Annotated in this window: 20 protein-coding genes and 1 pseudogene; 7 read left to right on the forward strand and 14 right to left on the reverse strand. The window is 71.5% G+C overall.

Features of this window, described 5'->3' with window-relative positions; translation table 11 throughout:
* Positions 1-60 precede the first annotated feature (60 nt).
* Both DLJ49_RS15810 and sucD read left to right on the forward strand, forming a co-directional pair.
* Positions 61-1,233 carry a malate--CoA ligase subunit beta gene (locus DLJ49_RS15810; RefSeq protein ID WP_115394525.1) on the forward strand — a complete coding sequence of 391 codons (1,173 nt, stop codon included), beginning with the start codon at positions 61-63 and terminating at the stop codon, positions 1,231-1,233.
* A gap of 16 nt (positions 1,234-1,249) precedes the next feature.
* The gene (sucD, locus tag DLJ49_RS15815) at positions 1,250-2,146 is read left to right on the forward strand and encodes a succinate--CoA ligase subunit alpha (protein ID WP_115394526.1); all 897 of its coding nucleotides are present in this window, start codon (positions 1,250-1,252) and stop codon (positions 2,144-2,146) included.
* Positions 2,147-2,347: 201 nt separating this feature from the next.
* Here the strand turns inward: sucD and DLJ49_RS15820 are convergent, their stop codons facing one another.
* From DLJ49_RS15820 to DLJ49_RS15845, 6 genes and pseudogenes are all read right to left on the reverse strand, one after another.
* Complete coding sequence (locus DLJ49_RS15820; RefSeq protein WP_115394527.1) at positions 2,348-2,743, reverse strand: Na+/H+ antiporter subunit G; 396 nt, start codon at positions 2,741-2,743, stop codon at positions 2,348-2,350.
* 10 nt (positions 2,744-2,753) lie between these two features.
* A complete protein-coding gene (locus tag DLJ49_RS15825) occupies positions 2,754-3,023 on the reverse strand; it encodes a K+/H+ antiporter subunit F (protein WP_115394528.1) in 270 nt (89 codons plus the stop codon).
* Complete coding sequence (locus DLJ49_RS15830) at positions 3,020-3,511, reverse strand: Na+/H+ antiporter subunit E (protein ID WP_115394529.1); 492 nt, start codon at positions 3,509-3,511, stop codon at positions 3,020-3,022. Before DLJ49_RS15830 ends, DLJ49_RS15825 begins: the two co-directional genes overlap by 4 nt.
* Complete coding sequence (locus tag DLJ49_RS15835) at positions 3,511-5,118, reverse strand: monovalent cation/H+ antiporter subunit D (RefSeq protein ID WP_115394530.1); 1,608 nt, start codon at positions 5,116-5,118, stop codon at positions 3,511-3,513. Before DLJ49_RS15835 ends, DLJ49_RS15830 begins: the two co-directional genes overlap by 1 nt.
* 140 nt (positions 5,119-5,258) lie before the next feature.
* Positions 5,259-5,570 (reverse strand): annotated as a pseudogene (locus DLJ49_RS15840) (Na+/H+ antiporter subunit C); the annotation flags it as partial.
* A complete protein-coding gene (locus DLJ49_RS15845) occupies positions 5,570-8,434 on the reverse strand; it encodes a monovalent cation/H+ antiporter subunit A (RefSeq protein ID WP_255566695.1) in 2,865 nt (954 codons plus the stop codon). The pseudogene DLJ49_RS15840 and the gene DLJ49_RS15845, both read right to left, overlap by 1 nt.
* Before the next feature lie 262 nt (positions 8,435-8,696).
* On the opposite strand from DLJ49_RS15845, the gene DLJ49_RS15850 reads away from it, so the two are divergent.
* Positions 8,697-9,269: a hypothetical protein gene (locus tag DLJ49_RS15850; RefSeq protein WP_115394533.1), complete on the forward strand. Its 573-nt coding sequence runs from the start codon at positions 8,697-8,699 to the stop codon at positions 9,267-9,269.
* Positions 9,270-9,374: 105 nt separating this feature from the next.
* Positions 9,375-11,975: a methyl-accepting chemotaxis protein gene (locus DLJ49_RS15855; protein WP_115394534.1), complete on the forward strand. Its 2,601-nt coding sequence runs from the start codon at positions 9,375-9,377 to the stop codon at positions 11,973-11,975.
* 171 nt (positions 11,976-12,146) lie between these two features.
* Here the strand turns inward: DLJ49_RS15855 and DLJ49_RS15860 are convergent, their stop codons facing one another.
* The 6 genes from DLJ49_RS15860 to DLJ49_RS15885 form a co-directional block, all read right to left on the reverse strand.
* Positions 12,147-12,845 (reverse strand): M48 family metallopeptidase, encoded by a 699-nt coding sequence (locus DLJ49_RS15860; RefSeq protein ID WP_115394535.1) that lies wholly within the window; start codon positions 12,843-12,845, stop codon positions 12,147-12,149.
* 152 nt (positions 12,846-12,997) lie between these two features.
* Positions 12,998-14,056: a GGDEF domain-containing protein gene (locus DLJ49_RS15865; RefSeq protein ID WP_233489100.1), complete on the reverse strand. Its 1,059-nt coding sequence runs from the start codon at positions 14,054-14,056 to the stop codon at positions 12,998-13,000.
* Positions 14,053-14,706, reverse strand: a complete 654-nt coding sequence (locus DLJ49_RS15870; protein WP_115394536.1) for a heme NO-binding domain-containing protein — start codon at positions 14,704-14,706, stop codon at positions 14,053-14,055. The genes DLJ49_RS15865 and DLJ49_RS15870 overlap by 4 nt, the downstream gene beginning before the upstream one ends.
* A gap of 65 nt (positions 14,707-14,771) precedes the next feature.
* Positions 14,772-16,379 (reverse strand): trimethylamine methyltransferase family protein, encoded by a 1,608-nt coding sequence (locus tag DLJ49_RS15875; protein WP_115394537.1) that lies wholly within the window; start codon positions 16,377-16,379, stop codon positions 14,772-14,774.
* A 163-nt stretch (positions 16,380-16,542) separates the two neighbouring features.
* Positions 16,543-17,271, reverse strand: a complete 729-nt coding sequence (locus DLJ49_RS15880) for an HAD family hydrolase (protein ID WP_233489101.1) — start codon at positions 17,269-17,271, stop codon at positions 16,543-16,545.
* Positions 17,268-17,546 (reverse strand): DUF3572 domain-containing protein, encoded by a 279-nt coding sequence (locus tag DLJ49_RS15885; protein ID WP_115394538.1) that lies wholly within the window; start codon positions 17,544-17,546, stop codon positions 17,268-17,270. Before DLJ49_RS15885 ends, DLJ49_RS15880 begins: the two co-directional genes overlap by 4 nt.
* 131 nt (positions 17,547-17,677) lie before the next feature.
* Between DLJ49_RS15885 and DLJ49_RS15890 the strand changes: the two genes are divergently transcribed.
* Together DLJ49_RS15890 and DLJ49_RS15895 are read left to right on the forward strand one after the other, a co-directional pair.
* The gene (locus tag DLJ49_RS15890; RefSeq protein WP_115394539.1) at positions 17,678-19,174 is read left to right on the forward strand and encodes a diguanylate cyclase; all 1,497 of its coding nucleotides are present in this window, start codon (positions 17,678-17,680) and stop codon (positions 19,172-19,174) included.
* Between the two features lie 297 nt (positions 19,175-19,471).
* Positions 19,472-20,200, forward strand: coding sequence for a glutathione S-transferase (locus DLJ49_RS15895; protein WP_115394540.1), 729 nt, complete (start codon positions 19,472-19,474; stop codon positions 20,198-20,200).
* On the opposite strand, the gene DLJ49_RS15900 is transcribed toward DLJ49_RS15895, so the two are convergent.
* Positions 20,185-20,640: an Lrp/AsnC family transcriptional regulator gene (locus DLJ49_RS15900; RefSeq protein ID WP_115394541.1), complete on the reverse strand. Its 456-nt coding sequence runs from the start codon at positions 20,638-20,640 to the stop codon at positions 20,185-20,187. The two genes, DLJ49_RS15895 and DLJ49_RS15900, sit on opposite strands and share 16 nt — an antisense overlap.
* A 131-nt stretch (positions 20,641-20,771) precedes the next feature.
* Between DLJ49_RS15900 and ald the strand changes: the two genes are divergently transcribed.
* The gene (gene ald / locus DLJ49_RS15905; RefSeq protein ID WP_115394542.1) at positions 20,772-21,890 is read left to right on the forward strand and encodes an alanine dehydrogenase; all 1,119 of its coding nucleotides are present in this window, start codon (positions 20,772-20,774) and stop codon (positions 21,888-21,890) included.
* 119 nt (positions 21,891-22,009) lie between these two features.
* Here ald and DLJ49_RS15910 read toward each other — a convergent pair whose 3' ends face one another.
* Positions 22,010-22,660: a P-loop NTPase family protein gene (locus tag DLJ49_RS15910; protein ID WP_199533393.1), complete on the reverse strand. Its 651-nt coding sequence runs from the start codon at positions 22,658-22,660 to the stop codon at positions 22,010-22,012.
* Positions 22,661-22,705 lie beyond the last annotated feature (45 nt).

A 22,705-nucleotide genomic window follows, 5' to 3' on the forward strand; every position in this document is an offset into this window, starting at 1 on the left:
GCGGCGTGTCGCCTGCGGGCGCGGCGCGCCCCCGCCCCACGCATCCGAAGGAGGACGCACATGGACATTCACGAACACCAGGCCAAGGAGATCCTCGCCCGGTTCGGCGTGCCGGTGCCGCCCGGCGCGCTCGCCTGGAGCCCCGAGCAGGCCGAGTATCGCGCCCGCGAGCTCGGCGGCGGCCCCTGCGTGGTCAAGGCACAGATCCACTCGGGCGGCCGCGGCGAGGCGGGCGGCGTAAGGGTCTGCAAGAGCCCCGACGCAGCGCGCGAGTTTGCCGCCGCGCTGCTCGGGCGGACGCTGGTGACGCGCCAGACCGGCGAGCGGGGCCGCTCCGTGGATCGGCTCTGGGTCGAGGCCGCGACCGACATTGCGCAGGAGATGTATCTTGGCTTCGTGCTCGACCGGAAGTCGGAGCGGATCATGATCGTCGCCTCCCGCCACGGCGGGATGGAGATCGAGGACCTCGCCGAGACCGACCCGGACAGCCTCGTGCGGATGGTCATCGACCCCGCCACCGGCCTCGTCGAGTACCAGGCGCGCGAGCTCGCCTTCGCGCTCGGCCTGACCGGCCCGCAGGTGGCGCAGATGGTGCAGGTCGTGCGCGCCTGCTACCGCGCCTACCGGGACCTCGACGCCACGATGGTCGAGATCAACCCTCTCGTCGTTACCGGCGCGGGCGACCTGATCGCGCTCGACGCCAAGATGAGCTTCGACACCAACGCGCTGTTCCGCCGCCGCGAGGTCGCGGCCCTGCGCGACAGGGCGCAGGAAGATCCGCGCGAGAGCTACGCCCACGACCACGGGCTGGCCTATGTCGGCCTCGACGGCGACATCGGCTGCATCATCAACGGCGCCGGCCTCGCCATGGCGACGATGGACATGATCAAGATCGCCGGCGGCGCGCCTGCCAACTTCCTCGACATCGGCGGCGGCGCCTCGCCGGAGCGGGTCTGCCAGGCGTTCCGCACCGTGCTGACCGACCCGAAGGTGAAGGTGATACTCGTCAACATCTTCGCCGGCATCAACCGCTGCGACTGGGTGGCGGAAGGCGTGGTGCAGGCCTGTCGCACGCTCGACCTGAAGGTGCCCGTCGTGGTGCGCCTGTCGGGCACCAACGTCGAGGAAGGGCGGAGGATCGTCCGCGAGAGCGGCCTGCCGCTCGTCACCGCCGACACGCTGGCCGAGGCCGCCGACCGCGCGGTCGCGGCGCGCGAGCCGGTCGCCGCCTGAGGGGAGAGACACAGCCATGGCCATCATCATCGACGAGACCACCCCCGTCATCGTGCAGGGCATGTCGGGCCGCATCGGCCGGTTCCACGCGCAGGAAATGATCGAGTACGGCACCCGGGTCGTGGGCGGCGTGACGCCCGGCAAGGGCGGCACCGAGGTGCTCGGCCGCCCCGTCTTCGACACCGTGCGCCAGGCGGTCGGGGAGACGGGCGCGGAGGCCTCGCTCCTCTTCGTGCCGCCGCCCTTCGCCGCCGACGCCATGATGGAGGCGGCCGACGCCGGCATCCGCACCGCCGTCTGCGTGACCGACGGCATCCCCGCGCAGGACATGATGCGCGTCAAGCGGTTTCTCCGCCGCTATCCGCGCGAGCGCAAGATGCGCCTGATCGGGCCTAACTGCGCCGGCGTCATCTCGCCCGGGCGCGGCTTCATGGGCATCATGCCGCCGCACATCTACAAGGAGGGGCGCGTCGGCATCGTGGGCCGCTCGGGCACGCTGGGCTACGAGGCGGCGAGCCAGATGCAGGCTCTGGGCCTCGGCGTCTCCACCTCCGTGGGCATCGGCGGCGACCCGATCAACGGCTCGTCGTTCCGCGACATCCTGGAGCTGTTCGAGGCCGATCCCGAGACCGACGCGGTGTTCATGATCGGCGAGATCGGCGGCCCGCAGGAGGCCGTGGCCGCGGCCTACGTCAAGGAGCACATGACCAAGCCGGTCGTCGCCTTCGTCGCCGGACTCTCGGCGCCAAAGGGCCGGCAGATGGGCCATGCCGGCGCGATCGTCTCGGCATTCGGCGAGAGCGCGCAGGAAAAGGTCGTGATCCTCGAGGATGCCGGGATCACGGTGGCGCCCAACCCCTCGGTCATGGGCGAGACGATGGCCCGCGTCCTGGGACACCGCGCCGCCGCCTGACGCCGCCCTCCACGGTCCGGGCGGCGCGGACCGCGTTCTTCGAACGACGGCCCGCCCGCCCGGCGATCCCTCGCCTGCGCGCGGCGCCCGTCGCTCCAGCCGTGGTCGCCGTCGCCCGGGCCCTGCTTCTTCTTGCCCGAAATATCCCGGGGGGTCCGGGGGGCTGGCCCCCCGGTCCTGACCTTTCCCGCCTGCGGGCGGTCACTTCGTGTCGATCGGCCGCTCGTCTTCGGGGACCGCGTCGTACACGGCCCAGCCGTAGGGGCCCTCGGTGGGCGGCAGGTCACCCTCGTCGACATGGCGGTGCATGTAGGATTTCGCGATGAAGTTCGCGGTGATCGGCGCAGTCAGGAACAGGAAGACCGTGATCAGCAGTTCGTGGAACGACAGCCGGTCGAGGAACACGGCCGAATAGATCATCGAGGCGATCAGCACCCCGCCGATCCCCAGGGTCGTCGCCTTGGTCGGCGCGTGGAGCCGCCGCATCGTGTCATCGAGCTTGACCAGCCCCAGCGAGCCGACGAGGCCGAACACCCCCGCCACAACCAGCAGGACCGAGACGACGATCTCGGCGATCAGGGTCGTGTCCTCGAGCATGGGTCTCTCCTCACTCGATGATGTTGCCGCGCAGGATGAAGCGGCAATAGGCGACGGTCGAGACGAACCCGACCATGGCGATCAGCATCGACACCTCGAAATAGACCGGCGTGCCCTGGCTGATCCCGTAGAGATTGAGCAGGGCGATGGCATTGATCACCATGGTGTCGAGCGCGAGGATGCGGTCGACGACGCCGGGCGCCCGGGCGAGGTGCCATAGATTGAACACCAGCGCGAGCGCGAAGCAGGTGACGGCGAAGGTCAGGGCGGCCTGGATCATTCGAAGATCTCCTTGAGCCGGCGTTCGTAGCGATGCTTGATCTCGTCGCGCACGGCCTCGGGGTCGTCGGTGTCGAGGCAATGCACGAGGATCGACGAGGCGTCGGCCGACAGCACCGACGCGACGGTGCCGGGCGTCATCGTGATCGTCCCTGCCAGCAGGGTGATCGCCTCCGGCGATGTCAGGTCGAGCGGCACGCGCACCCAGGCCGAGCGCGTGCGCGCGTTCGACTTGAACAGGATCGTGTAGGCCACCACGACGTTGGCCATCACGATGTCCCAGGTCACCAGGGCGATGTATTCCACGACCCTGAGGGGGCGCTTGATCACCGGTCGCTTCTGCCAGAAGGGCTGCGTGATGACCGGGATCGCGAGGCCGAACACGAGGCCGAGGAGCAGGTTACCCGCCGAGACGGTGTTGACGAGCAGGAGCCACACGCCCGTCAGCATCAGGGTCAGTTGCGGGTGGGGGAAGATCCGGCGCAGCATCACTCGGCCTCCTCTTCGGGCGCGGCGCCCCTGCCCGGTGCGACGGGATCGTCTGCACCGCGATCGTGGGCACCACCGCCGCGCCTGAGGCCCTCGGCGGAGGGCTCGGCCGGGTCGAGCACCGCGCGGATATAGGTCGGCCGGTCGATGAGCTGCGCCGCCGTTCGGTCCATCGCCTCGGCCACGGGGCCGGAGGCCAGCGTCATCAGCGCCAGGGCGGCCACTGGCAGCGCTGCGGCCGCGGCGGCGAGCCCGCCCGGCAGCGCGAGGCCGCCGCCGGCGTCGGGCGGATCTCCATCCGGCACCGGCGCCGTCTTCCAGAAGAGCGCCGAGCCGAGGCGGGTGAAGCCCACGATCAGCACCAGAGACGTGACGAGGATCACCCCCCAGATCACCGGCGCCCCCTCTGCCGGGGCCGCCGCCTGCAGCACGAAGACCTTGCCGAGAAACCCCGTGAGCGGCGGCATGCCGGCCATGGCGATGGCGGCGACGAAGTAGAAGGCCACCGTGACCCCGTGTGGACGCCTCCCCCCCTCCTGACCCCGCCGCACGAGGTCGGCCACGAGGAACAGCGCGGCGCCGGCGAAGGTGGAGTGCACCATGTAGTAGAGTGCCGCCGTCAGGCCCGCCGGCGTGAACAGCGCGATGGCGGTCAGCAGCGTCCCCATCGAGGCGAGCACCGAAAAGGCGATCGCGCGCTCGAGCCGCGCGGAGCCGAGAACCCCCACCGCGCCCACGACGAGCGTCACCAGCGCCGCCGGCAGCAGCATGGCCGAGACGAGTGCCGAAAGCTCGGGCGTGCCCTCGCCGAAGATCAGCGTGTAGACACGGATGATCGCGTAGGCGCCGACCTTGGTCATGATGGCGAAGAGCGCCGCCACCGGCGCGGGCGCGGCCGAGTAGGTCGCCGGCAGCCAGAACTGCACCGGGAAGGCCGCGGCCTTGACCGCGAAGACGAGGAGCAGCAGCACCGCGCCCACCGCGAGCAGCGCGGCATCCTCGGGCGCCACCGCGGCCGCCTTGATCGCCATGTCGGCCATGTTGAGCGTGCCGAGCACCGCGTAGAGCGTGCCGAGCGCGAAGAGAAAGAGGGTGGAGCCGGCCAGGTTCATCACCACGTATTGCAGGCCCGCCCGCAGCCGGAACGCGCCGCCCGAATGGATCACCAGCCCGTAGGAGGCAATGAGCAGCACCTCGAAGAAGACGAACAGGTTGAAGGCGTCGCCGGTCAGGAACGCCCCGTTCACCCCCATCATCTGGAAGGCGAACAGCGCGTGGAAATGCCAGCCGCGCCGGTCCCAGCCCGAGCCGATGGCGTAGAGGGTGACCATGACGCCCAGCAGGGCCGACAGGGTCAGCATGGTGGCCGAAAGGCGGTCGAGCACCAGCACGATGCCGAACGGCGCGGGCCAGGCGCCGAGCTCGTAGACATGGATCTCGCCGGTCGTGAAGGCTTGCACGGCCAGCACCACGGCGAGCGCCAGCAGAGCGACCTGCCCGGCGAGGCCGAAGGTGCGCTGCAGCACGAGGTCGTGGCGCATGGCCATCGCCATGACCGGCGCGAGCAACGCCGGCAACACCACGGGGAGGACGATCAGGTGGCTCATCGCCGGCCCTCCGGCGCCGTGTCGTGCGGATCCCCGCCGCCCTCACCCTGCGGCCCCGGCTCGCGCCGCGGGTCGTAATCGGCCGAGAGCCTCATGTCCTGCGGCGCGCCGTGGTCGCCCGGGCGGGGCGCCGCGGCGATGTCGAAGCGGTCGCTGCCGCTCTCGAGATAGGCGCCGAGGGCGATCATCACGGTGATCGCGGTCATGCCGAACGAGATGACGATGGCGGTCAGCACCAGCGCCTGCGGCAGCGGGTCGGTATAGCCCGCCTGATCGGGGCTGAGGATCGGGGGCAGGTCGAGCGCGAGGCGCCCCGAGGCGAACAGGAACAGGTTGACCGCATAGGACAGCATCGTCGTGCCGACCACCACGGGAAAGGTGCGCACGCGCAGGATCAGGTAGATCCCCGCGCTCGTCAGAACGCCGATGGCGGAGGCCAGAAGCGCCTCCATCAGGTGCGCCGCCCCGTGGGCGCCTCGACCGAGGGGTCGTAGTCCATCGCCTCGACGTTCACCTCTTCGCCCGTGCGCCGCGCGATCCGGCTCAGCGAATAGAGCGCGAGCATGACCGCGCCGACGACGGTAAGGAACACGCCGAGATCGAAGGCCATGGCCGAGGCCAGCTCGAACTCCTCGATCGGCGGGATATGGAAGTAGTCGTACCACGACGTCAGGAAGGGGTAGCCCGCGAACCACGCGCCGATGCCGGTCAGCCCCGCGATCAGGACACCCAGTCCGATGAAGGTGTGGTAGGGGATGCGCACGCGCTCCTGTGCCCAGGCGAAGCCCGACGCCATGTATTGCATCAGCAGGGCGATGGCGACGACGAGCCCCGCGATGAAGCCGCCGCCGGGCTCGTTGTGCCCGCGAAGGAAGATGTAGCCCCCCACCGTCAGCGAGATGGGCATCATCAGGCGCGTCGCCACGACCATCATCATCGGGTGCCTGTCGGCCGCCCTCGGCGCCGCGGGCCGCCAGTTGGCGAGCCGGGCCGAGGCGCGCCCGTCGAGCAGCGCCTCGACGAGGGCAAAGATCGCCAGCGCCGCGATCCCCAGCACGATGATCTCGCCGAACGTGTCGAAGCCGCGGAAGTCGACCAGGATCACGTTGACGACGTTGGTGCCGCCACCGCCCGGCTTGGCATTCTCGAGGTAATAGCCCGAGATCGTCTCGAAATCGCGGGTCATCAGCATCCACGACAGCACGCCGACGCCGAGGCCCACGGCCGCGGCGATGGCGCCGTCGCGCAGCCGGCGCGGCAGCGGATCGGGCTCGGGGTCGGTCTGAGGCAGGAAGTTGAGGGCGAGCAGCAGAAGGATGATCGAGACCACTTCGACCGAAACCTGCGTCATGGCGAGGTCGGGCGCCGAGAGGTGGACGAAGGCCAGAGACACGATCAGCCCGACGATGCCGAGCAGCACCAGCACCAGCAGCCGCTGGCGGTAGAGAACGAGCATCGAGAGCGTCGCCGCGACCAGGAGCGCCCAGCCCACCGCGTCGACCGTCGTCACGGGCACGGGCGGGCGGCTCCCCGGCCCGTGATTGCCGATGGCGAACGCGCCCGCTCCGGCCGCGAGCGTGGCGATGGCGAAGATGGCGAGGTAACGGGTGATCGCGCCGTCATGCGCCCTGTCGGTCGCCGCGGCCGCGGCGGCGGCCGCCTTCTCCATCCCCCAGTCGAAGGCATCCTTGGCGAAGAACGGCCCCCGCGCGGCCCAGCCCCGCGCTAGCGGGGCATGGAAGGCCAGCACGAGCAACCCGCCAAGCGCGGCGACGCCCGACATCATCAGCGCGGGCGTCACCCCGTGCCAGAGCTTGAGCGTGTGATACTCGAAGGCGCCGTTCGTCGTCGCGTCGGCCGCCGCGGTCTGGAGCGCGCCGAGCGTGGCGTCCGAGAACAGGCCGGTCACGATCACGGCGACCGCCAGCAGGAGCGGCGCGGCATACATGCCGAAGGGCGGGTCGTGCGGCGTGTGGGGGTAGTCGTCGCGCACCGGCCCGAGAAAGACATGCGCGATGAAGCGCAGCGAATATGCGAACGAGAGCAGCGCGCCGACCGTCGCCGCGACGGGCAGCGCGAGATCCGATCCCGCCCAGGCGAAATGCGTGGTCTCCTCGAGCATCAGCTCCTTCGAGATGAAGCCGTTGAACGGAATCATCCCCGCCATCGACAGCGCCGTGACGATGGCGATGGCCGCGGTGATCGGCATCAGCGACAGAAGGCCCCCGAGCCGCTTGATGTCGCGGGTATGCGCCTCGTGGTCGACGATGCCCGCGGTCATGAACAGCGCCGCCTTGAACATGACGTGCATCAGGATGTGCAGGATCGCCACGCCGGCGGCATCGGCCGTGCCGAAGCCGAGCAGCATCGTGATGAGCCCGAGATGCGAGACGGTGGAAAAGGCGAGCAGCGCCTTGAGATCGTCCTTGAACAGCGCGATGGCGGCCCCGATCACCATCGTCACGAGGCCCGTCGTGGCCACGAGGTAGAACCAGATCTCGGTGCCCGCGAGCACCGGCCAGAGCCGCGCCATCAGGAAGATGCCCGCCTTCACCATCGTCGCCGAGTGCAGGTAGGCCGACACGGGCGTGGGCGCGGCCATCGCGTGCGGTAGCCAGAAGTGGAAGGGGAACTGCGCCGACTTGGTGAAGCATCCCACGAGGATGAGCAGCAGCGCCGGCACGTAGAGCGGCGACTCCCTCACCTGATCCCCCCGCGCCAGGATCTCGGTCAGCTCGGTGCTGCCGGCGGCCTGCGCGAGCAGGAGCATACCCCCGATCAGCGCCAGACCGCCTAGGCCGGTGACGGTGAGAGCCATGCGCGCGCCCTGCCGCCCCTCGGGCAGGTGCCGCCAGTAGCCGATCAGCAGGAACGACGAGAGCGACGTGAGCTCCCAGAACACGAGCAGCAGCAGCACGTTCTCCGACAGCACGATGCCCAGCATCGCGCCCTGGAACAGCATCAGGTAGGTGTAGAACTGCCCCGCCTGGTCTGCGCGCGAGAGATACCAGCGCGCGTAGAGCTGGATGAGCAGGCCGACGCCGAGGATCATGATCCCGAACATCAGGCCCAGCCCGTCGAGCCTGAGCGCCGCCTCGAGCCCGATCTGCGGCATCCAGCCGATCCGCGCCTCGATCATCGTGCCGCCCATGACCGCCGGCGCCCGCGTGAGCAGCAGGATGAGCGCCGCGAGCGTCGCCGCGGCGGCCGAGGCGGCGCAGGCGGTGCGGCCGGCACGGATCATTAGCCCCGGGAACAGCGCGCCGATGAAGGGCAGCGCCGCGATCAGGGCGAGGGTCGGGTCGGTCTGCGACAAGGGCTGTGCAATCCCCATTGTGCCTGGGCCTGGCGGCGGCCCCTGCCCACCCAGTGTCTATGGGCTGGCAACCGGGAAGCAAAGCGCCCCCGCCGCGAAAAGTGCGCCGCGCGCCGCCACGCCCTCCGGGGACATGCCGTGCGCGCGAGGCGGCGGGCCCGCCTTAACGGATGATTCGGAGACGGCAACTAGAACGGGGCCGTCCAGTCCGGCCGCGGGGAGTGTCGCGCGGTCGGCCGTCAACGCCGTCTCAGGAGGTGCCATGAAACCGCTCGCCCTCGCCGCCGCCACCGCCGCGTTTCTCGCCGGTGCAGCGCAGGCCAACGACTACGCCCCGGCCATGCAGGCCTTCCTCGACGCCCAGGTGCGCTCCTGGGCCCAGGACCCGGTGCTCGTCTCGGCAATCGCCGCGCAGAACGCCCGCACGGGCGGGCTCGCCCAGTCCGAGATCGACGCGCTCGACCAGGCGTGGCAGTCCGAGGTGGGCAGCGGCGCCACCCCCACGATAGACCCGGTGATGCAGAACGCGGCGGCCGACTTCCTGCGCGCCCGCGTGTCCGAATCGGGCGGAATGATCACCGAGGTCTTCGCCTTCGACGCGCGCGGCCTCAACGTCGCCGCCTCCGACGTGACATCCGACTACTGGCAGGGCGACGAGGAGAAATACTCCGAGACCTATCCCGTCGGCGCCGACGCCGTGCATTTCGGCGAGGTGGAATTCGACGACAGCACGCAGACCTTCCAGGGCCAGATCTCGCTGACGATCACCGACCCCGCGACGGGCGAGGCGATCGGCGCGATGACCGTCGGGGTCAACGCCGAGGCGCTGATGTAATCCGGCCACGGCCGGGCATGCCCGGCCCGCCCAAGGGCACGCGCATCGCCCGATCGCGCGTGCGCGCGCCCCGACCGTTCCGTTCCCGTCCCGAAAGGTGTCGAGATGTCCGCCCCGTCCACGCCCCGGCTTCGCCGGTCCGTCTTCCTCGTCAGCGCCGCGGTCGTCGTCGCCTGCATTCTCGCGGTCGGCGCCACGCTCACGGTCATGTCGGGCGCCACCAAGCGCGCCTCCGTGATCGAGACGGTCGAGACCCGGGCGCTTGAAGTCACGCGCCTCATCGCCACCCAGAGCGGCGGCGCGCTGCAGTTCGACAAGCCGGAGGCGCTGGCGGATCTGCTCGCCAGTTCCATCGCCGCCTCCGACGGCCAGGCGCTCGCGGGCCTCGGCCACTCTCTCGCGAACGGCCCCGCCGCCGAGAGCGGCGCAGTGTCGCCCGCCCTGCGCGAGCTGGCCCGAAGCGCGGCCGAGGCGGGCGAGGTGGCGATTTCGGACGACCGGCTGTCGGTCGCCGTCCCCGCGCTCTTCGGGCAGAACGACTCGGTCGCGGGCGCCGTGGCGATGGAATGGTCGACCGCCGCACCGCTCGCGGCGGCGCGCGGCCAGATGCTGGCGCAGCTCACGGCGGCGGGCGCCGTCACCATACTGGCCACGCTCGCCGCGATGCTCTTCCTGCGCCGCCACGTCTCGCGCCCGCTCGTGGCGCTCGCCGGCGCGATGGAGCGCGTGGCGGGCGGCGACTACGATGGCGACCTGCCGGCTCAGCGGCGGGGAGACGAGATCGGGGCGATCGCCGCGCGCCTCGCCGAATTCCGCGAGGGACTGGCCGCCGCCGAGCAACAGAAGCGCGACAACGCCTTCCGCTCCGCCGCCTTCGAGGCGTCGTCGGCGGCGATGATGATGATCGACGAAGACCTGACCATCCGCTACGTCAACGCCCAGGTCGACAAGCTCTTCACCGAGCATGCCGAGGGCTTCGCCCGGATCATCGAGGGGTTCGACCCCGACGACGTTGTCGGACGGCACATCTCGGCCTTCCACAAGGGCTCCGCCCATATCGAGGCCATCCTCAACGACCCGTCGCGCCTGCCCTTCGAGGAGGATATCGCGCTCGGCAACAACCGCATCGCGCTGAAGGTCAGCTCGGTCGCCGACGAGACGGGCGCCCACATCGGCAGCGTCGTCGAGTGGACCGACGTGACCCAGCGTCGCAAGACCTATGCGCTGAACGACGCGATCGAGAACAACCAGATCAAGGCCGAGTTCGACCCCGATGGCCTACTGCTGGCAGCCAACGCGCACTTCCGCGCAGCCTACGGCGGCGAGCCCCCCGTTGGCGAAGGCCGGCTGGACAAGCTCTTCGACCTGCCGGCGAACGCCATGGACGAGCTGCGCGGCGGCCGGTCGGTTTTCGCCCGGGTCGGCCTGCACCGCGCCGATGGCAGCGCCGCGATCGTCGATGGCAGCTTCGCGCCGATCATGGATCGCAAGCACCGGCTCATGGGCATCTACGCGATGGGCCAGGACGTGACGGAGGTCGAGCGCGCCCGCGAAGAGGCGACGGCCCAGCGCGAGGCGCTCGAGCAGCGCCAGAGCCGCGTCGTCGACAGCCTCTCCGTGGCACTGCGCAAGGTCAGCGAGGGCGACCTGACCGCCCGTATCGAGACCGCCTTCGCCGCCGATTACGAGGGGCTGCGCGCCGACTTCAATTCGGCGATCGACAGCCTGTGCAGCCTCGTGGGGTCGGTCTCCGAGATGGCGGCGAACGTGCGCAAGGAGGCAGCCGAGATCTCGTCGTCGGCCGATTCGCTCTCTCAGCGCACCGAGCGCACCGCCGCCACGCTGGAAGAGACCGCTGCCGCGCTCGAACAGCTGACCTCCTCGGTCAGTTCCGCCGCCGAGGGGGCCCAGCGCGCCAACGACGTGGTGTCGGATGCACGCGGTCACGCCGTGCAGAGCGGCGAGGTGGTGCGCGAGGCGGTCGCGGCGATGTCGGCCATCGAGGACTCGGCCGGCAAGATCGCGAAGATCATCGACGTGATCGAGGACATCGCCTTCCAGACCAACCTGCTCGCGCTGAACGCCGGCGTCGAGGCCGCGCGGGCCGGCGAGGCCGGGCGCGGCTTCGCCGTTGTCGCCTCGGAGGTGCGCGCGCTCGCCCAGCGCTCGTCGGATGCCGCGCGCGAGATCAACGAGCTGATCACCTCGAGCGGCACGCAGGTCCAGCGCGGGGTAGACCTGGTGAACCGTGCCGGCACGGCGCTCGAGCAGATCGTGAGCTCGGTCACCGAGATCTCCGACCTCGTGGCGGGCATCGCGTCGTCGTCGCGCGAGCAATCGACCGGGGTCTCCGAGATCAACACGGCCGTGAACCAGCTCGATCAGTCGACCCAGCAGAACGCCGCGATGTTCGAGGAGACGACCGCCGCGAGCCATTCACTCACCCAGCTTGCCGAAAGCCTCAACGGAACCGTCGCACGATTCTCGACCGGGGTCGGCTCTGCCGCGCCGCAAACGCCCCGACCACCGGCCGCGCCGGCCCCCGCAAAGGACCATGCCCCCGTCGCACCGCACGCTGCCGCAGAGACCGCCCGCCCGTCCGCGGTGCGCAGCGGCAGAGCGGCCGGCGCAGCGGCCGCATCCACCGCCGTCGCCGAGGCCGCCCCCGAAGAGCCGGGGCTCGATGATGGATGGGAGGAGTTCTGACGGCCTGTCCCCAGCCGTGGCGCCAGCCGGTTCGAGCTGTCCGCCCATATGCCGGGTCAAGCGCCGTCCCGACTTAGGGGGCGAACCGACTTAGGGGGGCGAACCTACAATGCGCGCGCCTCGGACAGGGCCTGCTCGGCATGGACGAGACCGGGCGGCAGGCGACATCGATCAGCTCGGCAGGCGCGGAACCTGCCACCGTGCTTCGAGCGCCTCGATCGCGCGGATCCGGTCGGCGGTCTTGGGGTGGCTCATCAGCCAGGCCGGCATGCCGCCGCTCCCGCCACCGGCCAGCGACTCGAGCTTGGCGAAGAGGCTCTTTTGCGGTGCCGTGCCTATGCCGGCCTTGACCAGCAGCGCCGAGGCGTAGGCATCGGCCTCGTATTCGTCCTGCCGGGAGAGGCGTGCGGCCAGGAGGGAGGCGAGTGCGCCCGCGATCCAGGCCCCGAGCCCGGGAAGGACGCGGTTGAGAACGGTGGCAAGCACGAGACGGATCGCATTCTGCCCCGAGAAGTCGATCATCCGCCGCCGGGCATGGCCAAGCGCGACGTGGCCCAACTCGTGCGCGATCACGCTCGCCAGTTCCTCGGCCGACACATCGCCCGACCTGTAGCGGTCGTGGAAGCCGCGTGTGATGAAGATCCGCCCGTCGGGCGCGGCGAGCCCGTTGACCGGCGCCACCTCGTAGATATGCACGCGGATCCGCTCGAGACCCAGCGCGTCGGCCATCCGATCGGTCAGCCGCCGCAGGCTGGCATCGGCCAGCTCGGTGGAGCGCGCGTCGAGCTCGCGCTTCGTCCGCCAGACGGAAAAGCGATACATCACCAACCCGTAGGCCAGCATCATCAGGAGCGGCGTGAGCTTCAGCATACCCTGGATATGGGCGAGGCACGCCGCTTGGGCAAGCGACCGTCGTCGGCAAAGCGCGAAGGGTGCAGCGCATGGCGCGGCCATCGGTCAACCGGGCGATCAGATCGCCGGTCGCCGGGCCTGCTCGAGCGGACGGACAGACCGCTGCCGCGTCAGCCCGGTTTGCCGGGCGCGATGCTGTAGCGACCGCGCCCGTCGCGCTTGGAGGCATACAGGGCCCGGTCGGCGTCGGCCAGCAGTGTCTCGGCCTCGGGCCTGTCGTAGAGCGCGCTCGCCGCGATGCCGAGGCTGACCGAGACGGGGATCTCGGCCCCGTCGTGGCGGATCGGCCTGTCGAACCGCGCGAGGATCCGCTCGGCGAGATCAGACAGGCGGGCGGTATGCGTCATGCCATGGAGGACGACCACGAATTCGTCCCCGCCGATCCGCGCGACCATGTCACGCGCGCGCGTCGCGTCCTTCAGCACGCGGGCGACCTCGCGCAGCACGGCGTCGCCGGCCGGGTGGCCATGGGTATCGTTGATCGCCTTGAAGTCGTCGAGATCGACATGGATCAGCCCGAAGGGCGTGCCCTGCCCCAAGAGCCGGATCAGCATGTGATCCATCGCGCGGCGGTTCTTGGCGCCCGTCAGCTTGTCGGTCGCGGCCTCCTGCTCCGCGGCCAGGCGGGCCGATTGCAGGCGACCATTCAGCTTCTTCGACTCCTCCAGCGCGGCGCGCTGCGCCTCGACGAGGAACAGCATCTCCACCGTCAGGTCGGTCGCGCCGAAATCGGCCGAGGTGAGCCGGAAGCGGCGCACCGCCTCGACCACCGAGATTCCGAAGGACAGGTCGATCAGCATCGCCCGACCGCAGGACAGCGGCACCGCCTGCCCCTTGAGGGCCGTGCGATCGCGATCGCGCAGGTGCAGCCGCAGGGGGCTTTCCGTCAGGCGCGCGAGATCGGCGACGCTATCGGCCTCGCGCGGGCGTCGCACGTCGAAATGCGCCTGGAAAGGCGCACCGACCAGCTCGATCTCGGGCCGCAGCTTGTGCAGGGTCGGCCCGGCATGGAGGATCGTGCCCTCCATGGTCACGATCAGGTGAAGCGGCATCAGCCGGTCGAGCGCGGCGCGGTCGATGCCGAGCGCGGCGGCGCAGCCACCCCGGCACTCCGACGCGGCGCAGCGCGCCCCGGGCGCGCGCAGGGGCGAGGGCGTGTGCAGGGTCACGGTGTCCCTCCCTCTTGGCGCGTGCGTGCGGAAGCCTTGCCGGCAGCCGGTGCGACACCCTCTTGCGCGACGCCCTCGGCGAGCGAAAAGGCGCGACCCTCGGCGTAGGCGCTGTCGAGCAGCGCGATCTCGATCACCGCAACCGAGCTCGCCCCCGGCGCCATGTCCATCATCACCAGCGCGCCGTAATCGTCGGCCATGGCGCGCAGGAGGCCCAGCATCACGTATCCCCAGCCGCGCTGGGTGGACAGCACGAAGAGGCGGAACCGGCCTCCCTGCTCTTCCCGCAGTTCGAGCTCGGGCAGATCGAGATCGGGCATGGCCAGCCGCGACCGGCTGGGCAGATCGTCGAGCGAGTGGAGGAAATCGGCGAAGCTCTCGCCCGAGAAGCGCAACAGGCGGCGCACGCCGCGTGTCGTCTCGTGGCTGACGAGGTAGGTGCCGAGATCCTCGAGCACCGCCGCCTCTGGCTTGTCGAGATGCGTGGCGACCATCGCCAGCAGCGTGTCGGTCACCGAATCGTCGTACGCGAGCATGGGCTCAAACCCCTCTGGCCCGATGCCGGCCGCACGGGCGACGGCGCGCCACCGCTCCTCGCCATAGGTGTCGCGCATGAAGAGCTGGATCGACCGATTGATCAGTCCGTGCATCGCCTCTGGCCCCTGCCGTTCGAGGCGGAACGCTAGGACAGAGGGCTTAACAAAGGCCCAACGCCTCAGAAGTCGGTCGGCGCCCCGCCCTCGGCGCGGCGGCGCTCGACGAAGTCCGACAACGCCTCGCGGGTGCCGGCGTCCATCGGCGGCGGCTCGAAGGCGGCGACGATCTCGCGCCACATCCGGTCGGCGCGCGTCTCGGTCCACTGCGCGCCCCCCGCCTCCCACGCCTCGTAGTTGCGCCAGTCCGAGAGAAACGGCTGGTAGAAGGCCGTCTCGTAGCGGGCCTGGGTGTGCGCAGTGCCGAAGAAGTGCCCGTGCGCGCCGACCTCGGCGATGGCCTCGAGGGCGATGTCGCCCTCTTCGGTCGCGGCCAGGGCGGGATCGAAATAGCGCTGGATCTGCTGGATCACCTCGCAATCCATCACGAACTTGGCGGGGCTGGCCACCAGGCCGCCCTCGAGCCAGCCCGCGGCGTGGTAGATCACGTGCGCGCCGGACTGCACCGCCGACCAGAGCGCCTGGCTCGTCTCCCACATCGCCTGCCCGTCGGGGACGTTGGCCGCGCAGCTGCCGCTCGCCCGCATCGGCAGCCCGTAGAAGCGCGCCATCTGCCCGGTCATCTGGGTGGCGCGCATGTATTCCGGCGTCCCGAAGGCCGGCGCGCCCGACTTCATGTCGACGTTCGAGGTGAAGGTGCCGATCACGCAGGGGCAGCCGGGCCGCACCCACTGGAACAGCGCGATCGCGGCGAGGCTCTCCGCGATCGACTGGGTCACGGCGCCGGCCATCGTGACCGGCGCCATGGCGCCCGCCAGCGTGAAGGGCGTCACCATCACCGCCTGGCCGCGGCGGATCATGCGCAGGCAGCCGTCGATCATCGGCTGGTCGTGCTTGAGCGGCGAGGTGGAGTTGATGTTGGTATACATCCGGGGCTGCGCCTCGAACGCCTCGTGGCTCAGGCCGCCCGCGATGCGCACCATCTCCATCACGTCGTCGACCCTCTCGGCCCCGAGCGAATAGGCGTGCATCACCTTGTCGGAGAGCGTCAGCTTGTCGAACAGGACATCGAGATGGCGGGTCGACGGGTGCAGGTCGACCGGCTCAACCGGATAGCCGCCGGCGAAGTGGATGCAGTTGAAGGCCTGCGTGAGCCTGAGCAGGTCGCGGCACTGCGCGCGCGTGCCGGGCATCTTGCCGTTCTGCCTGTCCCAGTAGTTGGGCGGGGAGGAGACGTTGCCGAACAGCAGGGTGCGGCCGCCGATGCGCAGCGCGCGCTCGGGGTTGCGGGGGGTGACGGTGAACTCGGCCGGCGCGCGGGCGACCATCTCCATCACCCAGTCGCGGCCCATCCGCACGTTGCGCTCCTCGACCGTGGCGCCCGCCTGCCGGAAGAGCGCCAGCGCCTCGTCGTTGAGAAACTCGATGCCGATCTCCTCGAGGATGCGCATGGCGCCATCGTGGATCGCCTGCACGCCCTCCTGCGTCAGCGGCTCCACCCAGGGGTCGCTCGCCTCGACCAGTTGCCAGGGGCGTTGCGCGATGGCGCCGGCCGACATGCGGCGCGCGTTGCCCGCGCGCCCGCCCGACCGGCGGCGGCGCCCGCCCCGCGCCTCGTCGGCATCGTCGTTCGGGCGGGAGCGGCCGGCGGGGCGGGGAGCGTCGGACATGTCGGGCCTTCCGGAGCGTGGCAAACTCGGGGTCACCTTGGCAGCCGCAGGGCCGGGCGGATGCCGCTTTCCGACGCGGGATGTCGGTTTCGGAAAAGTCGGGCGATGCGGCACGCCGCGAGCCCGTGGAGGCGGCCGCGGCCCCACCTCTGCCGGCGGCTGCTCAGAGGCCCAGCCAGCCGGGCAGGTGGCCGATATCGGGCAGCACCGCGTCGGCATGGGGGGCGAGGTCGTCGGCCGTGGCGGTGCCGGTCAGCACCGCGACGCAGACCATGCCCGCCGCGCGCCCCGCGTGCAGGTCGTGCGTGCTGTCGCCGATCATCGCCACCTCTTCCGGCGCGAGCGCCGTCTCGGCGGCGAAGGCGAGGCACTGGCCCGGCCCCGGCTTGGCCCCGTGGCCGCTGTCGGCCCCGGCGAGGAAGGGAAAGCTCTCGCCGAGGCCCAGCCCGGCGAGCTGCGCGCGCGCGGCCTCCTCGGCGTCGTTCGTGGCGATGCCGAGCGCGTAGCCCGCCTGCCCGAGCCGGGAGAGGAGCGGCGCGAGCGGCACCGCCTCGACGGGCACGATGGCGCGGCTTTCGTCGATGACGCGGGCGCGCAGGGCGCCGAACTCCCAGCCCGGCAGGGCGGGCAGCATCAGCGCCACCGCCTCGTCGACGGTGCCGGCCACGATGGGGCTGCCGGGGTCGAACAGGCGGGCGTCGAGATCGAGCCGGATGCGCGCGGCGAGATCGTCGCGCACCCCGCTCTCGCCGTCCGCCAGCCGTTCCACGAGGTCGGCCGCCCAGCCGCCCCACGTCGCCTGGAACCCGAAGAGCGTGCCGTCCTTGTCGAACAGCAGCCCGCGCAGGCCACGCGCCTCGGCGCCGGGTTCGGGGGCCGCCGGCACGCTCACGTCCAGTGCGGCGCTTCGCCGCCGGGCAGCGCCGCGCGGGCGCGGGCGACGTCCTCTGGCGCGACGTCTGCCTCGGCGGCGAAGCGCCCGAGCCAGGCGTCGTCGAGGAGCAGGAAGTCGAGCGTCGCGCCAAGAAACTCTGGGTCTCCGGCGCGCGCCCTTAGGTCAGCCTCAGACGCGCCGGTGGAGCCGAGAAAGACCGGCAGCAACGCGTCATCGGCCACGAGCCAGGCGAGCGCGCGCAGGGCGACCGTCTCGGCAAGATCCTGCTGCATCCCACTACCCCAGGGTCAACGACTAAGGATTTGTTAACCAACTGACAAGAAAAGTGACGCGGGGCAAGGACCCCCTTAGGCGCAGGCCATGCGGCGGGCAGGCGACCGGAAACGCGACGAGAGGCATTGGCATGGGCGGCAGAATACTCGTGGTCGACGACGTGGCGACGAACCGCATCCTGCTCAGGGCGAAGCTGTCGATCGCCTGCTACGAGGTGCTCCAGGCGGCCGATGGAACGCGCGCGCTCGAGCTTGCGCGCAGCGCGCGGCCCGATCTCATCCTGCTCGACCTCGCCATGCCGGGGATGGACGGGCTGGAGGTGCTCGCGGCGCTCAAGGCCGAGGCCGAGACCGCGGCGATCCCCGTCGTCGTCGTCACCGCCCAAGCCGACACGCGCTCGCGCCTTGCCGCCCTGCGGGCCGGGGCGGAAGACTACCTCGCCAAGCCGGTCGACGACGCGATTCTGTCGGCCCGCGTCCGCTCGCTGCTACGCACGCGAATGCTGGCCGAGGAACTCGCGCTGCGCGAGGGCACGTGGCGCGCCCTCGGCTTCGGCGAGGCACAGGCGCGCGTCGAATGGGGCGGGGCCGAGGCCGCGGCGGCGCCCGCGCGCGTCGCCCTCGTCGGCCCCGACCGCCTGACGACCCGCGGCTGGCAGCGCGCGCTCGCGCCCCGCCTGCCGCACCGCTTCGACGCCATGACCCGGGCAGAGGCGCTGCGGCTCGCCCGCTCGGGCGCCGCGGACGACGCGCGCGATCCGGGCGACGACGTGCCGGAGGTGGTCGTGCTCGGGGCCGACCTCGCCTCGCCCGGCGATGGCCTGATGCTGCTTTCGGAGCTGCGGGCGAGCCCCGCGACGCGCCACGCCGCGATCCTCGTCGTGCTGGGAGCGGGGGCGCCGCAGCTCGGGCCGATGGCCCTCGATCTCGGCGCGTCCGACCTGCTCGAGCAGCCGGCCGAGCCCGAGGAGATGGCGCTGCGCGTGGCCACGCAGCTGCGCCGGGCCCGGGCGGCCGACGCGATGCGCCGGCGCCTGCGCGAGGGGCTGCAGATGGCCGTGACCGACCCGCTCACCGGCCTGCCCAACCGCCGCTACGCGCTGTCGCACCTCGGGCGCGTGGCCGAACGGGCGGCGCGGCGCGGCAGCGGCTTCGCCGCGCTCGTGCTCGACCTCGACCACTTCAAGCAGGTGAACGACGCGCACGGCCACGCCGCCGGCGACTCGGTGCTGCGCGCGGTAGCCGACCGGCTGCAGCGCGGCCTGCGCGCCGTCGACCTGCTCGCCCGCATCGGGGGGGAGGAGTTCCTCGCGGTTCTGCCCGATACAGGCCGCGACGGGGCGCGCACCGTGGCCGAGCGGCTGCGCAGCGCCGTCGCGGCCCTGCCCGTGCCCCTGCCGGGCGGCGGCTCGGTCGCGCCGACCGTGTCGATCGGGCTCGCCTGCGTCGATGCCGGGCCGCCCGGCGGCAGCCCGACCGACGTCGACACGCTGATCGAGCGGGCCGACCGGGCGCTCTACCGGGCCAAGAGCGCAGGCCGCGACCGCGTCTGCTGCTCCGGCGACGCCCCCGCGCCCTCCCCAGCGTCGGGTCGGCGCCCCGGCGCGAGAGGCGTGGCGGCGGCCTGAGCCACGCCCCGGCCGGACCGATACGCGCGACCGGGCGCAATCGCCGCCAGCGTTCGGCACGCCCGGCCAGTGGCACGCTGGCAGGTCTGGCATGCTGGCAGGTCCGGCCGCATCGCGGACGGGGGTGTGTCGCCGCGCCCGCCGCCCGCCCTCGGGCAAGAGCGCGCCTCCCCGCTCGGCGGACACGGCCGCCGTCGATCGGCGTCACGCTCTCGACCGGCCGACCGGGCGAGCCCCCTCCGAGCGGACCCGCCGTCGCGCGGAACCGGCAGCACCCGCCAGGCGTTGGCGAAGGCGATGCAAGGCGATCCGCCCCCCCGCTACGGCCTCCAATACTGGCCCGTCATGTTCCGTGGCCAGTTCGTCCGCGCGACCCTCGCCCATGCCGACGCGCCATGGGACGAGGCCGATATCGACGCGGTCGCGGACGCGATGTCCGAAGACCCGGAAGACCAGCCGGTGCCCTTCATGGGCCCGCCCGTGCTGACCGACCGTCAGGCAGGGGTGACGCTGGCGCAGATGCCCGCGATCCTCGACTACCTCGCCCGTGTCCACGGTCTGATGCCCGGCGACCCCGCGCGCGACGCGCTGACCCGCAAGGTCGTGGCCGACGCCAACGACGTGCTGATGGAGATGACCCGCCACAACGGCGCGCAGATGTGGACGGCAGAGGCCTGGGCCGAGTACGGGCCGCGCCTGTCGCGCTGGATGGCGATCTTCGACGAGACGGGCCGGCGCCACGGACTGACCGAGGGCGGCGGCACCCTGCTCGGCACGGAGGCGCCCGGTCTCGCCGATCTCGTGAGCCATGTCCTCTGGGGCACGATGACCGACACGCTGCCCGCGCTTCGCCCCCTCCTCGAGCGCACCGCGCCCACGCTCGCCGCCCTGTCGGATCGGATCGGCGCCCGGCCCGAGCAGGCCGCCCTGCGTGCGCGCAGCGTCGAGGCGTGGGGCGAGGCCTGGTGCGGCGGGCAGATCGAGGCGTCGCTGCGCGCGGCGATCGCGGCTCAGGCCACCGGGTAGCCGCGGAACGGCTTGATCCGGCGCAGCGCGAAGCGGGTGTGCATCGAGGCGACGCCGGGCAGGCGCGAGAGCACGTGGCGGTGGATTCGGTCGTAATCGCCCATGTCGCGGGCCATGATGTGCAGGTGGTAATCGGCCCGCCCCGCGGTCAGCCAGCATTCGAGGATCTCGGCGTGGCGCTCGACCGCCTTCTCGAAGGCGGCCAGCGTCTTCTCGTCCTGCCCGGACAACGAGATGTCGACGAAGACCTCGATCGTCAGCCCCAGCGCCTCCGGATCCAGCCGCGCGGCATAGCCCGCGACAAGCCCCCTCTCCTCGAGCAGGCGGACGCGGCGATGACAGGCCGAGGTCGACAGGCCCACCTCTTCGGCGAGCGCGGCGACGGGCCGGCCCGAATCGGCCTGCAGGCGCGCCAGGATCCTGCGGTCGAGCTCATCCATCTCTTCTTCCCGCCAAGATGCCGATTGATCGGAAATATTCCATCTCAGGAGCCGAATCGCCAGCACTTTGCCGCGATTTCCCGCATGCAACGGGATACGATCCGGCCAAACGCCAGGCCGGAGGAGACGAAATGCGCATCGGGTGCCCGAGGGAGATCAAGCCGCAGGAATACCGCGTCGGGCTTACGCCCGAGAGCGCGGCCGAGCTCGTGGCGCACGGCCACGAGGTGGTCGTCGAAGCCGGCGCGGGTGCCGGGATCGACGCGACCGACGCCGCCTACGCGGCGGCCGGCGCCCGCGTCGTCGATGTCGAAGAGGTGTTCGCCACCGCCGACATCGTGGTGAAGGTGAAGGAGCCGCAGGCCGAGGAGCGCAAGCGCCTGCGCCCGGGGCAGACGCTCTACACCTACCTGCACCTCGCGCCCGACATGGCGCAGACAGCCGACCTGATCGCCTCGGGCGCCACCTGCATCGCCTACGAGACGGTGACCGGCGCGCAGGGCGGCCTGCCGCTGCTCAAGCCCATGAGCCAGGTCGCGGGGCGCATGTCGGTCCAGGCCGGCGCCCACGCGCTCGAAAAGGCGCAGGGCGGGCGCGGCGTGCTGCTCGGCGGCGTGCCGGGCGTGGCGCCGGCGAAGGTGGTGGTGATCGGCGGCGGCGTGGTGGGCTTCAACGCCGCGCAGATGGCGGTGGGCCTGGGCGCCGACGTGACCATCCTCGACCGCGACGCGGAGGTGCTCGAGGCGCGGGCGACGCATTTCGGCGCCTCGGCCAAGACCGCCCATTCGACGCGCACGCGCCTGCTGGAGCTCCTCCCCGAGGCCGACCTGGTGATCGGCGCGGTGCTGGTGCCCGGCGCGGCGGCGCCGAACCTGGTGCGCCGCGAAGACCTGTCGATCCTGCGGCCCGGCGCGGTGCTGGTCGACGTGGCGATCGACCAGGGCGGCTGCTTCGAGACGTCGCGGCCGACGACCCATGCCGATCCGCTCTACACCGTCGACGGCATCGTGCATTACTGCGTGGCCAACATGCCCGGCGGGGTTGCGCGCACCTCGACCTACGCATTGAACAACGCCACCCTGCCCCACCTGCTGAAGCTCGCCGATCTCGGCGTGAAAGAGGCCCTGACGCGCGACGCGCATCTCCGCGCGGGGCTCAACGTGGCCGCCGGACGGATCACCTGCGCCCCTGTGGCCGAAGCGCAGAACCTCAACCACGCCCCGGCCGAAGACGCCCTCGCCGCGCTCTGACGGACGAGCAGCGCACCCCGGCCCGACCGGCGCGAGGCAAATTCCTTCATGAAGGAATTTGGCAAGAGCCTTGCGGAAGGCTCTTGCGCGGCGCACCGCCGGCCGGTGGAGCGTTCCGCTCAGGCGGGCGCAGGGGCGGGGATGGGGGCGCGGGCCACCGCGTCGAGCACCGCATGGGCGAGGCGCTCGGGCGGCGGCGTCGCGTCGAGCCGCAGCACCGGGCAGGGAAGCGTGGCGATCCAGGCCTCGTGGCGGGCGAGCGAGCGTCCGGGGCGGCGCCCGTGCTCGTAGCCGTCGGCCCAGGCGAGAAAGGCGCGCACCTCTTCGTGTGCCGCCCCGCCGCGATCGGCGGCCTTCCCGTGCCGCAGCCGCTCGCGCGCCTCGAGCCGCGCCCGGCGCACCGGCTGCGGCAGGGTCAGGAACACCGCCAGCGTGAAGCGGCGGGGAATGTCGGCGGCCCAGCTTTCCATTGCGCCAGACAGCACCCAGTCCGACCGCGGCAGGAACAACTCGCCGGCAAGGGCGCGCCGCTCCGCGGGCGGTCGTTTGCGGCGGAACGGCGGATCGGTCGGGTACCAGTAGAGATCGTCGGCATCGAAATGCTGCGAGCCGAGGCGCATGGCGAGCAGCCGCCCGAGCGTCGAGGTGCCGGTGCCGGAGGCACCGAAGACGTGGATGCGGTGGCTGCGCCCGGCCACCTCGATGCCGGGACCGGGTGGCGGAGCGTCGACGCAGTCCTGCGTCGCCCCCGAGGCACCCTCGGCGCTCACCGCTCCGCCTCGCGGCGTCCCCGGCTGGGGCTCGTCATACCGGTC

This window comes from Rhodovulum sp. 12E13, from assembly GCF_003340565.1.
GTDB lineage: Bacteria > Pseudomonadota > Alphaproteobacteria > Rhodobacterales > Rhodobacteraceae > HLUCCA09.

Bases quoted from the DNA above. Each gene is read 5' to 3' on its own strand.
- DLJ49_RS15810 (WP_115394525.1), top strand. From the start codon at position 61: ATGGACATTCACGAACACCAGGCCAAGGAGATCCTCGCCCGGTTCGGC.
- sucD (WP_115394526.1), top strand. From the start codon at position 1,250: ATGGCCATCATCATCGACGAGACCACCCCCGTCATCGTGCAGGGCATG.
- DLJ49_RS15820 (WP_115394527.1), bottom strand. From the start codon at position 2,743: ATGCTCGAGGACACGACCCTGATCGCCGAGATCGTCGTCTCGGTCCTG.
- DLJ49_RS15825 (WP_115394528.1), bottom strand. From the start codon at position 3,023: ATGATCCAGGCCGCCCTGACCTTCGCCGTCACCTGCTTCGCGCTCGCG.
- DLJ49_RS15830 (WP_115394529.1), bottom strand. From the start codon at position 3,511: ATGCTGCGCCGGATCTTCCCCCACCCGCAACTGACCCTGATGCTGACG.
- DLJ49_RS15835 (WP_115394530.1), bottom strand. From the start codon at position 5,118: ATGAGCCACCTGATCGTCCTCCCCGTGGTGTTGCCGGCGTTGCTCGCG.
- DLJ49_RS15850 (WP_115394533.1), top strand. From the start codon at position 8,697: ATGAAACCGCTCGCCCTCGCCGCCGCCACCGCCGCGTTTCTCGCCGGT.
- DLJ49_RS15855 (WP_115394534.1), top strand. From the start codon at position 9,375: ATGTCCGCCCCGTCCACGCCCCGGCTTCGCCGGTCCGTCTTCCTCGTC.
- DLJ49_RS15860 (WP_115394535.1), bottom strand. From the start codon at position 12,845: ATGCTGAAGCTCACGCCGCTCCTGATGATGCTGGCCTACGGGTTGGTG.
- DLJ49_RS15870 (WP_115394536.1), bottom strand. From the start codon at position 14,706: ATGCACGGACTGATCAATCGGTCGATCCAGCTCTTCATGCGCGACACC.
- DLJ49_RS15875 (WP_115394537.1), bottom strand. From the start codon at position 16,379: ATGTCCGACGCTCCCCGCCCCGCCGGCCGCTCCCGCCCGAACGACGAT.
- DLJ49_RS15885 (WP_115394538.1), bottom strand. From the start codon at position 17,546: ATGCAGCAGGATCTTGCCGAGACGGTCGCCCTGCGCGCGCTCGCCTGG.
- DLJ49_RS15890 (WP_115394539.1), top strand. From the start codon at position 17,678: ATGGGCGGCAGAATACTCGTGGTCGACGACGTGGCGACGAACCGCATC.
- DLJ49_RS15895 (WP_115394540.1), top strand. From the start codon at position 19,472: ATGCAAGGCGATCCGCCCCCCCGCTACGGCCTCCAATACTGGCCCGTC.
- DLJ49_RS15900 (WP_115394541.1), bottom strand. From the start codon at position 20,640: ATGGATGAGCTCGACCGCAGGATCCTGGCGCGCCTGCAGGCCGATTCG.
- ald (WP_115394542.1), top strand. From the start codon at position 20,772: ATGCGCATCGGGTGCCCGAGGGAGATCAAGCCGCAGGAATACCGCGTC.